This window comes from Mesorhizobium ciceri biovar biserrulae WSM1271, assembly GCF_000185905.1.
GTDB lineage: Bacteria > Pseudomonadota > Alphaproteobacteria > Rhizobiales > Rhizobiaceae > Mesorhizobium > Mesorhizobium ciceri.
Genome location: NC_014923.1, coordinates 3,362,264 through 3,376,633, shown reverse-complemented (window position 1 = coordinate 3,376,633; position 14,370 = coordinate 3,362,264). Strand labels below are relative to the sequence as shown.

Sequence of the window (14,370 nt, the reverse complement as noted above, 5' to 3'; positions counted from 1 at the left end):
GGGAAATGGGGATTGGCCTGTCCATGTATGTCGAACGCGAAGCCCCCGTAGGGGAACCGACCTCGCAGGAGCGCCGCCAGAGCGAGCAGAACGACAAGCGCATCCTCGGCAATGTCGTGCAATGCGACGGCGCTCGCGCCACCATCAGCGCCTATGCGGACGATGCCGACGGCGCGGTGACCGGCCTGTGGACAGTCGGGAAGATGATTTCCATCAATCTCGGATCGACGCGAACCGTCGGCCTTGTCTACGCGATCGGCAAGTCGGACCGCGCCTGGAGCAATGAGGGCCAGAACGCCATCGAGGTCAGCATCGAACTGATCGGCGAAGTCCGTGACGGTGCGGAGCCCGGCGCCAGACCGGTCTTCGACCGCGGCATCACCACCTATCCGCATATCGGCGCCGTTGCGCATCGCATCCGCACCCGCGACCTGCAGGCGGTCTATGACCTTGCCGGGCGTCATTCGATCACGATCGGCACGCTCGCGCAGGACGAGACGATCGCCGCCAACATCGCTATCGACGATACGCTGGCGCGTCACTTCGCCATTGTCGGCACGACCGGCGTCGGCAAATCCACCGCCGTTTCGCTGCTGCTGCGCAAGTCGATCGCGGCACGGCCGGATCTGCGCATCCTGATCCTCGACCCGCACAACGAGTTCGCGGCATCGCTGCCCGAATACTGCGTCAGGGTCGATTCCAAAACCTTGGACCTTCCGTTCTGGATGTTCACGCTGGAGGAATTCGCCGAGGTGCTGTTCCGGGGCCGCGAGACCGAGCCGGAAGAAATCGATGCCTTGCGCGACCTGATCCCGGCCGCCAAGAATCTCTACCGCAACCCGAATTCGGGCTCCTATATCAGGCGCGGCAGCGATGCGCTGACCGCCGATACGCCAGTGCCTTACCGCATCGCCGACCTGCTCAAGCAGATCGATGAGCGCATGGGCATGCTCGAAAGCAAGACCGATCGCCCGACGCTCAAATCGCTGAAGACGCGCATCGAATCGGCGGCGGCCGATCCACGTTATCGCTTCATGTTCAACTCGCGCCTGATCGAGGACACCATCCACGAGACGATCGGCAACATCTTCCGCGTGCCGCATCATGGCCGCCCCGTGACCTGCTTCGAGATGGCCGGCATGCCGTCCGAAGTGGTCAATTCCGTCTGTTCGGTGCTGGCGCGCCTGGCCTTCGATCTCGCTCTGTGGAGCGAAGGCAAGCTGCAGCTTCTGTTTTTGTGCGAAGAGGCGCACCGCTATATGCCGGCCGACCCGCGTCTCGGATTCGCGCCGACCAGGCATGCGCTGTCGCGCATTGCCAAGGAAGGCCGCAAATATGGCTGCTATCTCGGCGTCGTCACCCAGCGTCCGGGCGAGCTCGACCCGACCATCCTGTCGCAATGCTCGACCTTCTTCGCCATGCGGCTTGCCAATGAGCAGGACCAGGCGATCATCCGCTCGGCGATAGCCGACTCTTCCGCCTCGACGCTTGCCTTCCTGTCCTCGATGGGCCAGCGCGAAGCCATCGCCTTCGGCGAAGGCGTGGCGACGACCATGCGGCTGAAGTTCGAAAAACTGCCGAGCCACCTGCTTCCCGGCACCGCCAAACGCGAAGAGGCCACGTCGAAGCCGGGCGACGACGTCGATCTGGTGGCGATCGTGGAACGATTGCGCAACGTGCCGAAATCAACGCAGCAGGCGATGGCCTTCGCCGAGGTCGTGGATTCAGGCCGCCAGGCCGGCGACCCCGACTACCGCAAGCCACCCGCCGCACGCCCGCCATCGGACGACGATTTCGACATGCGCTACGGCCTCAAGCCCGCAACCTTCGGCCTGCGCCCGCAAAACGATTGAGCTTGCGACCCGGCTGTTCTGCCGGCCGATTGAGAAGCCGCGCTAAGCTCGCGCCCTGCCTGGACCGCTTGGGTAAATCCCGTCAGGGAATTCGTCAGGCCGAGTCGGGTGGTGCTGTTTTCGAGAACCGAAGCGGAGCGGACATTTGAGTCCGTGAGCATCGGAAGCACAGAAAACGGCGCCAGACGGCCAGCCTCACGAATTCAGGGACGGGATTTTAGGCGCAGACGCGGTTGCGGCCTTGCCTCTTCGCCTCGTAAAGCTGGCGGTCGGCGCGGCGATAGAACTCTTCCGCTGTTTCCTTGCGGTCCCAGACGGCTAGCCCGACGCTGGTGGTGATCTTGAGGCGGACATTGCCCGACAGCACCGACATGTTGGCGATCGCCTTGCGGATGCGCTCGGCAAACTTGCCCAGAAGCTCGGCGTCCATGTTGGGCGTGACCACGGCGAACTCCTCGCCGCCCAATCGCGCCACCACATCGTGGTAGCGCGTCATATCCTTGAGACAGCTTGCGACGGCCTTGAGCACTTCGTCGCCGACGTCATGGCCGTGGGTGTCGTTGACCTGCTTGAAATGGTCGAGATCGAGGATCATCAGCCCGACGGGCTTTTCGATGCGCCGGAACTCCTCGAGATACTCCTTCAGCGCATCATCGAAATAGCGCCGGTTCTGCATGCCGGTCAGGCCGTCGGTCAGCGCCGCATGCTCGAGTGTTTCCGACCGCGCGCTGAGCGAGACCGTCATGGCGCGCAGCTTGCCCTCCTCCGTCGCCTGTTTTCGAATCAGCGGATAGATGAAGAAAATGCCGAAGAACAGCGCGGTGGCCAGGAGCACGCCGGTCGCGAACAAGAGCTTGTTAAGGTAGATGACCTTGTCCAGACCCGAAGCCGTATGCAACTCGTCGGCGAAGGACTGCAGAAGCCCATAAGCATGCAGCGTCACCAGGCCGGCGGCCAGGATCACGAATATAAAGACGAAAAACGCTGATTCCGCCTTGTGAAAACGCATCTGCTCCCCGTTGGAAAAGTGCCCATCGACCTTATGGCATGGGCGGGCTTACGGAGGGTTAATTTGGACAACCACAACGGGAACCTTTCCTTGCAGGTAAACTTTTCAGGTTGCATCGGAAGCAAGCGCTGAGATCGTGGTTTCCAGATCATCACCGGGGTGCAACCTCAGCCATTCCGGCCCCAATTGATGCCTGAACCAGGTGGTTTGCCGCTTGGAATATTGCCTGGTCGCGATCTTGGCGCGTTCGATTGCCTCGGGAAAGCCAATCCCTCCGGCCATCGCCGCCTGCAGTTCGCGAACGCCGATCGCTTTCATCGCCGGCAATTCGGGATCGAGGCCAAGTGCCGCAAGCCGCTTGACCTCGTCCAGCGCGCCCTTGTCCAGCATTTGGTCGAAGCGTTTGTCGATGCGTCCGACCAACGCCGCCCGATCCGGCTCGATCACCAGGAAATGCGCGCTTTGCCTGTCGATGAGCGGCTGGCCGCGCTCTGCCTGCCATTCCAGGATCGAACGGCCAGACGCATCGAGAACCTCCAATGCCCGCACGATGCGCTGGCTGTCGGTTGGCTTGAGCATCATGGCGGCCGCCGAATCCTCGCGCAGCAGCAGGCTGTGCAGCTTGACGGCGCCCTGCTCCTTCAATTCGTAGCGCCAACGGTCGCGGACCCGTTGCGGAATGTCGGGCATTTCCGAAATGCCCTCGGCCAATGCGCGAAAATAGAGCCCGGTGCCGCCGACAAAAATCGCTGTCCGTTCGGAGAATGTGCCGTCGTCGATCAGTTTCATCACGTCGCGCAGCCAGGCGCCGGTGGAATAGGGTGTCGCCGGATGGACATGGCCGTAGAGGAAATGCGGTGCGCGGGCGAGGTCGGCCGCCTCCGGCCGGGCAGTCAGCACGTCGAGCACCGAATAGCCCTGCATGGAATCCGTATTGACGATCACGCCACCCCTGCGCTCGGCCAGATCGAGCGCAAGCGCCGACTTGCCGCTGGCGGTCGGCCCGGCTATCAGGATCGCGTTCTTCACGCGGCCCTTGCCCGCCTGCCCGCCGGAATGTTCCATGCCGCTCATCGCCACGCTTGTTTCCCGTCCCACTGAGCACGCTTTGTCGCTGTCGCTTGCGAATATGGCCTCACGGTCGGTCGGCGCAAGCGCTGTTGTCTGGCTGGCCGAAGGTATCGCCTGCGATCTCGTCCTGCCTGAGGCAGCCGACGCGGCCGCTGCGAGTGCCGTCTTGCGCACGGCACTCGCCAGCGAGGCGGTCGACGTGATCGTCCAAGAGGCAGAAACCCGCCGCAAGAAAATCCTGATCGCCGACATGGATTCGACCATGATCGACCAGGAATGCATCGACGAGCTGGCCGACGAGATCGGCGTCAAGGATCATGTTGCCACGATTACCGCGCGATCCATGAATGGCGAGATCGCCTTCGAACCGGCTTTGCGCGAGCGGGTGGCGTTGCTGAAGGGCCTCGACGCCGCCGTGGTCGATCGCATCGTCGCCAATCGCCTGACGCTGGCCTCGGGCGGCCGTGTTCTGGTCCGGACCATGCGCGCCAACGGTGCCTGGACGGCACTCGTGTCTGGCGGGTTCGAGGTCTTCACGACGCGAATCGCCGCAATGCTCGGCTTCCAGGAGAACCGCGCCAATCGCCTGCTCGAGCAGGACGGGCGCTTCACCGGCCTGGTCGGCGAACCTATCCTCGGCCGCGCCGCCAAGGCCGACGCGTTGATCGAAATTTCAGCGCGCCTCGGCCTGACGCCCGCCGACGCCATTGCCGTCGGTGACGGCGCCAATGATCTCGACATGATCCGCCTTGCCGGTACCGGTGTCGCGCTTCACGCCAAGCCGACGGTGGCGGCACAGGCCAAGGTCCGCATCGATCATGGCGACCTGACCGCGCTGCTCTATATGCAGGGCTACAGGCAGGAGGACTTTGTGCAATGAAACCAATGCGTACCGAGCGCCTGATCCTGCGCAACTGGGAGGATCGCGACCGCGACCTGTTCCACCGCATCAACTCCGACGACCGGGTGATGGAGTTCTTTCCATTCCGCCGTGACCGCGCCCAGGCGGATGCCAAGATGGACGAGCTCCGGGCCTGGACCACGAAGGACGGATACGGTTTTGCTGCCGCCGAGATCACCGCCACCGGTGAATGCATCGGCTTCATCGGTCTCCTCGACACCGATCATGTGCCATCCCTGCCAGCCGGCACCATCGAGATCGGCTGGCGGCTGGCACCTGAGTTCTGGGGCAAAGGCTATGTCACCGAGGCAGCCGAAGCGTGGCTGGCCTACGGCTTCGAGACACTTGGCCTCGATGAAATCGTGTCATTCGCCGTCGCGGCCAACCGCCGCTCCACCGCCGTCATGCAACGCCTCGGCATGAGCGCGGATCCGTCCGGCGATTTCGACCACCCCAGCATTCCCGACAGCCATCCGCATCTCAAACGGCATGTCCTCTACAGACTGTCGCGCCAGGACTGGCAGGCAAGAAAAAGGGCAGCTCGCTAGCCGCCCTTTTTTCAGTGTTGTCGTGTTGTCGATCTTCCGGACCTCAGTCCATCCTGATCGTCACGAACCTGAGCTCGCCGGTCTTCGAGGCCAGCATCAGCAACGCATTCTTGCGCCCCTGTTCCTTCAAGGCGCCGATCCGGTCCATGACGTCCTTGGGGGTAGCAACCGATTCCTGTGCGATCTCGGTGATCACCTCGCCGGGCTGGATGCCGCGTTCGGCGGCGGCCGAGTCCTTGGTGACGTCGGTGATGACGACGCCCGAAACATCGGCCGCAATGCTGAACTTCTTGCGTGTCTCGTCGTTCAGTTCGCCGACCGTCATGCCGAGCACCGAAGCAGTGGAAACGGCCGGAGCCTTGTCGCCCTTGTCCTGATCGGTGTTGCCCTCCTCGGCGTTGGCGGCCTTCTCGCCATCCTCGAGCCGGCCGAGGGTCACTTTCACCGTCTGTTCAACGCCCTTGCGCACGATCAGCACGTCGACCGCCTTGCCGACAGGGCTTTCGGCGACGACACGTGGCAGGTCGCGCATCTCATGAATATCCTTGCCGTCGAACTTGATGATGACGTCGCCGGCCTGGATCGTGCCATTGTCGACCGGGCCGCCCTTGATCACGCCGGCAACCAGCGCACCCTTTGCGGTCGCCATGCCGAGGCTTTCGGCGATGTCGTCGGTCACCGGCTGGATGCGCACGCCGAGCCAGCCGCGCCGCGTCTCGCCGAACTGGCGCAACTGGTCGACGACACCGGACGCGAGCTGCGACGGGATGGAGAAGCCGATGCCGATCGAGCCGCCGGATGGCGAGATGATCGCCGTGTTGATGCCGATGACTTCGCCCGCGCTGTTGAACAGCGGTCCGCCGGAATTGCCGCGGTTGATCGCGGCATCGGTCTGGATGAAGTCGTCATAGGGGCCGGAATTGATGTCGCGGTTGCGGGCAGAGACGATGCCGACCGTCACCGTGCCGCCGAGGCCGAACGGATTGCCGATCGCCATCACCCAGTCGCCGACGCGCATCTTGGTGGAATCGCCGAACTTTACCGCCGTCAGCTTGTGGCCTTTCGGATCGACCTTGAGCACGGCGACATCGGTCTTGGTGTCGGTGCCGACCAGCGTCGCCTTCAAGGTGACGCCATCGGAGAAATTGACCTCGATGTCGTCGGCATCGGCAATGACATGGTTGTTGGTGACGACGATGCCTTGCTCGGCATCGATGACGAAGCCGGAGCCCAGCGACTGCACCTTCTGCGAGCCGTTGTCCTTGTCACCGCCACGGTTCTTGAAGAAATCGTCGAAGAAATCCTGGAAGGGCGAACCCTCGGGCAATTGCGGCATCGGCACCGCGCCCGGGCCTTCGGTACCCTTGACCGTCTGCGAGGTCGATATGTTGACCACCGCGCCGAGCAGGCCTTGCGCCAGATCGGCGACCGAAGCGGGCCCATCGGCGGCAAATGTCGGCGCCGTGAAGGACGGGACAGCGACGGCGCTGACAAGAAGTGCCGCCGCGCCGGCGATGAATGTCCGCCGCGCCGCGCGCAAAATTGTATTGGATGTCATCGAGAAGCCTCCCGGTATTCTTGAAAAGAAAAGCGCTTCGACGAAAACGCCGCGTCACGCCATGTTGGCAAAAAATACGGCACGTTTGCGGCTATGACTATCGGCAGAGGATAAATCATCGCCGCCCTCATGCGCCTCGTACCAGCCAGACGATGCCGACGCCGATCGCGATCGCCGCCAGCCCGGCAATCCGCAGCGCGTTCTCGGGCAGCGACAGCACTTCGGTGGCAAGCTTCCTGGCCAGGCCGGGAAAGCCGCCATAGACCAGACCCTCTATGACGAGGACGAGGCCCATGGCGGCAAGAAAATCCTGCACCGGCCGCTACTGGCCGGTGCTGGGCTGTGCCGCCGGCGCGGCGGGTGCCGTCGCCGGAGCGTTTGGCGCAGGCGAAGCCGGCTTTGCCGGTCCCTCGCTGCCGTCGGGATTGCGGAAGAAGCGGAAGAACTCCGAGTTCGGCGACAGCACCATCGTCGTTCCGGTGTTGTCCAGCGCCGTGCCATAGGCATTCATCGACCGGTAGAAGTCGAAGAAAGCCGGATCGCGCTGATAGGCTCCCGCGAAGGTGGCGCTGCGCTGGGCCTCGCCCTCGCCGCGCAGGATTTCCGACTCTTTTTGGGCTTCGGCGACGATCTCGACCACTTCGCGATCGGCGCGGGCGGTGATGCGCTGTGCCGCCTCATTGCCGCGCGCCCTCAGCCGGGCAGCTTCCGCCAGGCGTTCCGCCTTCATGCGGTCGAAGGTCTGCTGCGAGACTTCGGCCGTGAGATCGGTGCGGCGAATGCGGACATCCTCGATCTGCAGGCCGAGCGATGTGGCATCGGGCCTGAGCTGGTCGCGGACTTCGCGCATCATCACGCCGCGCTCTTCGGAGAGTGCTGCCTCGAAATCACGCAGACCATAGACACGGCGCAAGGCAGCGTCGAGACGCGTCCTGAGCCGGGCCTCGGCCAATTCGATCTGACCGGACACCGCGGCGCGGAAGACCCGCGGATCCGAGATGCGATAGGCGATGAAGGCATCGACCTCATAGAACTTGCCGCCCGAGACCTGGACGCGAATGTTGTCGAGATCGAAGCGCAGCACCCGGTTCTCGATCAGCTGCACGGTGTCGGCGTCGAAGAACGAGAACGGCGCCTTGAAGTAGATGCCGGGTTCGCTCTTGACGTCGACAATCTCACCGAACCTGAGCACCAGCGCCTGCTGGCGCGCATTGACCACGAAGACCGACGAATAGAGCAGGAACAGGATAACCGCTGCTGCGACGACGATGATGGGAAGACGGTTGGCCATCACTGGTTACCTCCCGTAACGGGGGCGGCCGGTGCCGGCGCTTTCGGCTGCAATGCCGGCAGCGGCAGATAGGGAACGACCCCTTGCCCGTTGCCCTGCTCGACGATGACCTTGCTCGAATCCTTCAGAACCTTCTCCATGGTTTCCAGGTAGAGGCGCTTGCGCGTTACATCGGGCGCCTTGGCATATTCGTCATAGACCGAGATGAAGCGCTGCGCCTCACCCTCGGCTTCCTGCACGACCCGGTTCTTGTAGGCGGCCGCGTCTTCGCGGATCTGTGCGGCCTCGCCGCGCGCCTGCCCGAGCTTCTGGTTGGAGTACTGGTTGGCCTGCTCGACGAACTTGTCCTCGTCCTGCTCGGCGCGCTGCACCTCGTCGAACGCATCGGCCACTTCGCGTGGCGGTGCCGCATCCTCGATCGAGACGGCGTTGACGTTGAGACCGGCCTTGTAGCCGTCCAGCGTCGTCTGGATGATCTCACGCACCGAGGCGGCAATGCCCTGGCGGTCGTCGCGGAAGATGTCCTGCGCCGGCCGGCGGCCGACGGCTTCACGCATGGCGCTTTCGGCAACCTGCCGCAGCATGCCGTCGGGATCGGACACATCGAACAGATACGCGCGCGGGTCGGAGACCTGATAGGCCACGGAGAACTGGACGTTGACGATGTTCTGGTCGCCGGTAAGCATCAGCCCGGACGTATTGCCACTTGTCGCGCCGCCGCCGCCGATATCGACGAGCTGCTCGGAAATCTTGGCCGTCTCGACGGTTTCGAGCGGCCACCAATGGAAATGCAGGCCAGGCTGCGACAGTTCGGTCTTCGGCTTGCCGAAGCGCAGTTCGACCGCGACCTCATCGGGCTGCACGGTGTAAACCGCCTTGAACGCCCACAGCACCACAAGTGCAGCCGCGATCAGCGCGAAGATAGCCGGGCTCGCGCCGCCGCCGCCCGGAAGAGCGCGCCGCAGCCGGTCCTGGCCGCGGCGGATGATGTCTTCTAGATCGGGAGGCGAGCCCTGCGGCCCGCTCGGTCCTTTTGGACCCTGCCCCCAGGGTCCCTGATTGTTGCCGCCGCCACCCCATGGGCCGCCGCCACCGCCGCTTTTGTCGTTCCAGGGCATGAATGTCCTTTCGCTTGGAATTCCCTCAAGCGCCGGCATTACGGCGCAAAATCCAGTATTGTTCTTCTATAGGCACGCCACGGGGCGCTTTCAACGCGATGCGCTTCCGACTTCGTCCGATTTGGTCCAGTCGCGACCCTTTGTCTTCCTTCAATGGCTCTTTTTTCGTTCAATGTCTCTCGCGACGCCGCTCGTAAACCGAATAGCGCGTCGGGTGGCTGTCCTTTTCCCCGGCTGGGACGTCCTGCGAGCTGACAATGCGCCAGGAATCGGGATCGATCGGCGGGAAATGCGCGTCGCCGTCGACCGCTGCCAGCACATGGGTGACGTGCAGCCGGTCGGCCAGCAGCATGGCCTGGGCATAGATTTCGCCGCCGCCGATGACGCACACCTCGTCGACATCGGCCATGCCGCGCCCGCGCACCGTCGCCAGCTGGATCGCGGCTTCGAGCGAATGTGCCACCTCGACGCCCTCGGCGCGCCAGGTCTCGTCGCGGGTCACGACGATGTTCAACCTGCCCGGCAGCGGCCGACCGATGCCCTCATAGGTCTTGCGGCCCATGATGATAGGCTTGCCCATCGTATCGGCCTTGAAGCGCTTGAGATCGGTGGAGAGCCGCCACGGGAGCCCGCCGTCCCGCCCGATCACGCCGTTCTCGGCAATGGCAACGTAGATTGCGACATGCATCAATTTTCGTCCGTCGGCTCGAGGATCAGGATGTCGATGTCGCGCTCGGGGTAGAAATCATCCGCCGTCATCTCGAATGTCGTCGGTCCGGTCTTTTTGACATTGTCGCCGCAGAACGAGACCAGGGCTTTCGGATTGCCCTTGTCGATCGTCAGCTTGAACTTGCCGATCGTGCCCGTAGCCCAGTTGCCGCCGGTGGTCAGGATATAGGCGATGCGGCTCTCGAAATATTTGGGGTAGCCGTCAGGGTCGTCCTTGGCCGCCTTGCGCACCGCATTTTCGAATGTGCCGTCCATGCAATACCGGGTCTTGTAGGCCGCATACTGACCCTGGAATTTGCCGTCGTAGAAGAAGCTGACCGAAGACGTGCCGCCGACGCTCGGCCTGTAGTGGTGGGAAACATGGACGTCCTTGTTGGCCGGAAAGGTCGAGCCCCACCAGTAGGTCGAACGCAATTGCCAGAACGGGGTGTAGACCTTGCTCGTCTCGGTGCCGTCGCTGCCGGTGTCCTCGATGATGATGCCGCGGTTGACCCAGTCATCGACAACCGCTTGCGGCAGCTTCGCCAGCGCCGCCTTCGCCGCATCGCCGAAAGGATAGAACGGCACGTTTTGCGCCTTCAGCTCAGCGCTGATGTCGATGCCGAGCGCCAACACCTTCTGCTCGAGCTGCGGCTTTGCGGCGACACCGTCGATCGTCACCTCGAAACCGAGGAAATTATCGCTCTGATTTTCAGGAATCGCCGGGATTTCTTCGGGATTGCCCGATATGTCGGGCATCGGGAAGGCGACGATGGCCTGGACATCCTGATCGGTGTTGTTGTGGAAGACATAGTCGACCGTGACCTTTTCCGGCGAGATGAAAAGGTCCTCGCTTTGCATCGCCACGGCATCGCTGCGCGACAGGATCAGGCCGCCGGTGCCAAGTTCGGCAACCGAATCATTGGCGAAAGCGGGTGCGGACGACAAGGCCAGCACGGCGGTCAGAACATATCGCAACATGGAAGCCCCCTCGGCTGGAATGCCTGCAGGACCCTAGCCGTTTCAATGTGGCGTTCAAAGCCCTTCCGTATCCGCGGACGCACCAAAGGGAGCTGGACTGCGGTCTGGACACGCGCCTGCGCGGTCTGGGCGCCTGCGCGGTCTGGACTAACGGGTTCCGATCGGGCAGGAGTTCGCCCATGCGCAAGCTTCTCGTCATCGGCATCGGCGCCGGCAATCCCGACCACATGACCGTTCAGGCCATATCAGGCCTGAACCAGGCGGATGTGCTGTTCATTCCCGACAAGGGCGCGAAAAAAAATGAATTGGCCGAACTGCGCCGTCAGATCTGCGACCGCTTCGTCACCAATCCGAAGTCGCGGCGCGTCGAATTCGACGTGCCGGTGCGCGACCTCCCGGTAGAAGATGGGCCGGCGCCCTCCTACCGCTCGACCGTCGATGACTGGCATGAAGCCATCGCCGCCATTTACGAAGGCCTGATCCGCGACGAGATTGCAGGCGACGGCTGCGGCGCCTTCCTGATCTGGGGCGACCCTTCGCTCTATGACAGCGCGTTGCGCATCCTTGAGCGCGTGCGCCTGCGAGGCGATGTGGCGTTCGAGCTTGAGGTCATCCCCGGCATCACCGCCGTCCAGGCACTTGCCGCCAGCCACAAGATGGCGCTGAACCGCATCGGTGATTCCGTCCTCATTACCACCGGCCGCCGCCTGACCGAAGAAGGCATGCCGGACAATGCCGGCAGCGCGGTCGTCCTGCTGGACGGCAAATGCGCCTTCAACACGCTGGCCGACAAGGATGTCGTCATCCATTGGGGCGCCTATCTCGGAACGGAAGACGAGATCACTCTCTCCGGCAGAATCGGTGACATCGGCGCAAAGATCGAAAAAGTTCGAGAGGAAGCCCGTCGGCGGAAGGGCTGGATCATGGACAGCTATTTGCTGCGCAAGCCCGAATAGGAAGGCAATAGGGGAGTAAGGCAGTAGGGCAGTAGGTGAATGACGTTTTGTGTTGGAAGACAGCACGCGAATGCCGCCCTACTGCCCTACTGCCCTACTGCCCTACTGCCCTACTGCCCTACTCCCTCACCCAGCCTCAATCTCCGCCTGCAACGCCTCCATATGCGTCGCTGCCGCGGCCGCCGCCGCGCGCTCGATGGCGCGGAAGCGGCTGACCACTGCCAGGCCGACCGCCGTCAACTGTGCGCCGCCGCCCTTGCGGCCGCCGGTCTGTGCCGCCACCAGCGGCTTGCCGAATACCCGGTTCATGTCCTCGACCAGGTCCCAGGCGTGCTTATAGGACATCTCCATGCCGCGCGCGGCGGCCGAGATGGAGCCGAAGGCGGCGATCTGTTCCAGGAGTTCGATCTTGCCCGGCCCGACGCGCCCGTCGGGATCGAGATTTATCCGCAAGCTCAGCGACGGCATCTTTGCTCTCCGCGGTCACATCCCAACGTCATACTAGAAGCTCCCTGGCTAAACCGCTATTCCAAAAAGACATAGCGGGATCATCCACCCGTCTCGGCGGGCAGGCCGGCGCCGGTGTTCGCCCGATCGAAGCTCACCGTCTTGATCACCGCGAAAACCTTGCCGCCAAGATGAAGCTTCAGCGCCTGCCGCGACTGTTCGGTGATGCGGGCAAGCACGGTTACGCCATTGCAGTCGATACCGACCTCGACCGCCGGTCCCTCGCCAGGGCTCATCGCGGTAATGGTTCCCGGCAGGATGTTGAGCGCGCTGAGACCCCTCGGCTTTTCGGTGGCGATCATCACATCGCGTGCGCGGATACGGATGCGCACCGGCGTACCTGTCTTCATCGCCAGCTGTGGCACCCGGAGCTCGCCCGCAGCCGAGCCGAGCACGGTCATGCCGAAATTCTCGTCGTGATGCAGCACCTTGGTGTCCAGCACGGCGCCGCCCTCACCGCGCTCCTCCGCCGGCAACAGGTCGAGCCTTTGCATCACCGCCTCGGTCGGCCCGCTGGCAACGACATTGCCCTGCGCCAGCATCACCACGTCGCTGGCCAGCCGCGCCACTTCGGCGACCGAATGACTGACATAGACGATCGGGATTTTGATCTCGTCGCGGAGCCTTTCGACATAGGGCAGGATTTCAGCCTTGCGCGCCTCGTCGAGCGAGGCCAGCGGTTCGTCCATGAGCAGCAGTCTGGGGCTGGCAAGCAATGCCCGGCCGATCGCCACACGCTGTTTCTCGCCACCCGAGAGCTTTGCCGGCCGCCTGTTCATGAGCGGCCCGATGCCGAGCAGGTCGACGACGGCATCGATATCGGCGTAGCGCTCCGCCGGCGGCGTGAACCAGCGGCCGTAGCGAAGATTGCCGGCAACGCTCAAATGCGGAAACAGCCTTGCGTCCTGGAACACCATGCCGATGCGGCGCTTGTGCTTCGGCACGAAAATGCCGGCACCGGTATCGACCAGCACACGGCCGTCAACCTCGATGCGTCCCTTGTCGGGCCGGATCAGGCCGGCAATCATGCCGATCAGCGTCGTCTTGCCCGACCCCGACGCTCCGAACAGCGCCGTCAGCCGCCCGGCGCTTTCGAAGCGGGCGCCGATGGCGAAACCGCCCTGCCGATGGCTGATGTCGACGAGAACGCTCATTCGATGTCCAGCCGCCGGCCGACACGCCGCGCCAGCACCTCCGAAGCCACAAGTGCTGCCATGGAGATGACAATGGAAATCAGCGTCAGGCGGAGCGCCCCTTCATCGCCACCCGGCACCTGCGTGAAGGTGTAGATCGCCGACGGCAATGTCTGCGTCTCATTGGGAATGTTGGAAACGAAGGTGATGGTGGCGCCGAACTCGCCCATCGCCTTGGCGAAGGCCAGGATGGCGCCGGCGATCAGCCCGGGCAGGATCAACGGCAGCGTGATGGTGGCAAACACCCAGAGCGGATTGGCGCCGAGCGTTCCCGCCGCCGCTTCCATCCTACGGTCCACCGCCTCGATCGACAGCCGAATCGCCCGCACCATCAGGGGAAAGCCCATGACGCCGCAAGCCAGCGCCGCACCCGTCCAGCGGAAGGAGAAGACAATGCCGAAATGCTCCGCCAGGAAGGCACCGGCCGGGCCGCGCCGGCCGAAGGTGAGCAGCAGCAGATAGCCGGTCACCACCGGCGGCAGGATCAGCGGCAGATGCACCAGCCCGTTGACAACGGTCTTGCCCCAGAATTGTCCCCGGGCAAGCAGCAGCGCGATCAAGATGCCCGGCGGCAGGCTGGCGAGCATCGCCACCGTTGCCACCTTGATGGACAGCCGGACCGCATTCCATTCGTCGGGAGTGAGGTCCAGCAGCCAGTTCATAGTGCCCCTTGGAA

The 14,370-nt window shown here is 63.5% G+C and carries 15 protein-coding genes; 4 read left to right on the top strand and 11 right to left on the bottom strand.

Annotation, left to right across the window (positions count from 1 at the left end; all coding sequences use genetic code 11):
• Positions 1-23: 23 nt before the first annotated feature.
• The gene (locus tag MESCI_RS16270) at positions 24-1,853 is read left to right on the top strand and encodes an ATP-binding protein (protein ID WP_013531038.1); all 1,830 of its coding nucleotides are present in this window, start codon (positions 24-26) and stop codon (positions 1,851-1,853) included.
• Between the two features lie 217 nt (positions 1,854-2,070).
• Here the strand turns inward: MESCI_RS16270 and MESCI_RS16265 are convergent, their stop codons facing one another.
• Positions 2,071-2,862: a GGDEF domain-containing protein gene (locus MESCI_RS16265; RefSeq protein ID WP_013531037.1), complete on the bottom strand. Its 792-nt coding sequence runs from the start codon at positions 2,860-2,862 to the stop codon at positions 2,071-2,073.
• Positions 2,863-2,967: 105 nt separating this feature from the next.
• Positions 2,968-3,936, bottom strand: coding sequence for a tRNA (adenosine(37)-N6)-dimethylallyltransferase MiaA (miaA, locus tag MESCI_RS16260; RefSeq protein ID WP_013531036.1), 969 nt, complete (start codon positions 3,934-3,936; stop codon positions 2,968-2,970).
• Between miaA and serB the strand changes: the two genes are divergently transcribed.
• Together serB and MESCI_RS16250 are read left to right on the top strand one after the other, a co-directional pair.
• Positions 3,926-4,813, top strand: a complete 888-nt coding sequence (gene serB, locus MESCI_RS16255; protein WP_013531035.1) for a phosphoserine phosphatase SerB — start codon at positions 3,926-3,928, stop codon at positions 4,811-4,813. The genes miaA and serB overlap by 11 nt on opposite strands.
• Entirely contained in the window at positions 4,810-5,382 is a 573-nt protein-coding gene (locus MESCI_RS16250; RefSeq protein WP_013531034.1) for a GNAT family N-acetyltransferase, read from the top strand. Before serB ends, MESCI_RS16250 begins: the two co-directional genes overlap by 4 nt.
• Positions 5,383-5,425: 43 nt before the next feature.
• Here MESCI_RS16250 and MESCI_RS16245 read toward each other — a convergent pair whose 3' ends face one another.
• The 6 genes from MESCI_RS16245 to MESCI_RS16220 all read right to left on the bottom strand — a co-directional run bounded on the left by MESCI_RS16245 (position 5,426) and on the right by MESCI_RS16220 (position 11,038).
• On the bottom strand, positions 5,426-6,940 hold the full coding sequence (locus MESCI_RS16245) for a DegQ family serine endoprotease (protein WP_013531033.1): 1,515 nt from the start codon (positions 6,938-6,940) through the stop codon (positions 5,426-5,428).
• Positions 6,941-7,067: 127 nt separating this feature from the next.
• Positions 7,068-7,256: a DUF2065 domain-containing protein gene (locus tag MESCI_RS16240; RefSeq protein WP_013531032.1), complete on the bottom strand. Its 189-nt coding sequence runs from the start codon at positions 7,254-7,256 to the stop codon at positions 7,068-7,070.
• Positions 7,257-7,262: 6 nt separating this feature from the next.
• Complete coding sequence (gene hflC, locus MESCI_RS16235) at positions 7,263-8,231, bottom strand: protease modulator HflC (protein WP_013531031.1); 969 nt, start codon at positions 8,229-8,231, stop codon at positions 7,263-7,265.
• Positions 8,231-9,349, bottom strand: coding sequence for an FtsH protease activity modulator HflK (gene hflK / locus MESCI_RS16230; protein WP_013531030.1), 1,119 nt, complete (start codon positions 9,347-9,349; stop codon positions 8,231-8,233). The genes hflC and hflK overlap by 1 nt, the downstream gene beginning before the upstream one ends.
• Before the next feature lie 169 nt (positions 9,350-9,518).
• Complete coding sequence (locus MESCI_RS16225) at positions 9,519-10,037, bottom strand: dihydrofolate reductase (protein WP_013531029.1); 519 nt, start codon at positions 10,035-10,037, stop codon at positions 9,519-9,521.
• The gene (locus MESCI_RS16220) at positions 10,037-11,038 is read right to left on the bottom strand and encodes a DUF4424 domain-containing protein (RefSeq protein ID WP_013531028.1); all 1,002 of its coding nucleotides are present in this window, start codon (positions 11,036-11,038) and stop codon (positions 10,037-10,039) included. The genes MESCI_RS16225 and MESCI_RS16220 overlap by 1 nt, the downstream gene beginning before the upstream one ends.
• A 179-nt stretch (positions 11,039-11,217) precedes the next feature.
• Between MESCI_RS16220 and cobF the strand changes: the two genes are divergently transcribed.
• Positions 11,218-11,994 (top strand): precorrin-6A synthase (deacetylating), encoded by a 777-nt coding sequence (gene cobF / locus MESCI_RS16215; protein WP_013531027.1) that lies wholly within the window; start codon positions 11,218-11,220, stop codon positions 11,992-11,994.
• 126 nt (positions 11,995-12,120) lie between these two features.
• Here the strand turns inward: cobF and MESCI_RS16210 are convergent, their stop codons facing one another.
• The 3 genes from MESCI_RS16210 to modB form a co-directional block, all read right to left on the bottom strand.
• Entirely contained in the window at positions 12,121-12,462 is a 342-nt protein-coding gene (locus tag MESCI_RS16210; protein WP_013531026.1) for a winged helix-turn-helix domain-containing protein, read from the bottom strand.
• 80 nt (positions 12,463-12,542) lie between these two features.
• Positions 12,543-13,655: a molybdenum ABC transporter ATP-binding protein gene (gene modC / locus MESCI_RS16205; RefSeq protein ID WP_013531025.1), complete on the bottom strand. Its 1,113-nt coding sequence runs from the start codon at positions 13,653-13,655 to the stop codon at positions 12,543-12,545.
• Positions 13,652-14,356, bottom strand: a complete 705-nt coding sequence (gene modB, locus MESCI_RS16200; RefSeq protein WP_013531024.1) for a molybdate ABC transporter permease subunit — start codon at positions 14,354-14,356, stop codon at positions 13,652-13,654. Before modB ends, modC begins: the two co-directional genes overlap by 4 nt.
• Positions 14,357-14,370 lie beyond the last annotated feature (14 nt).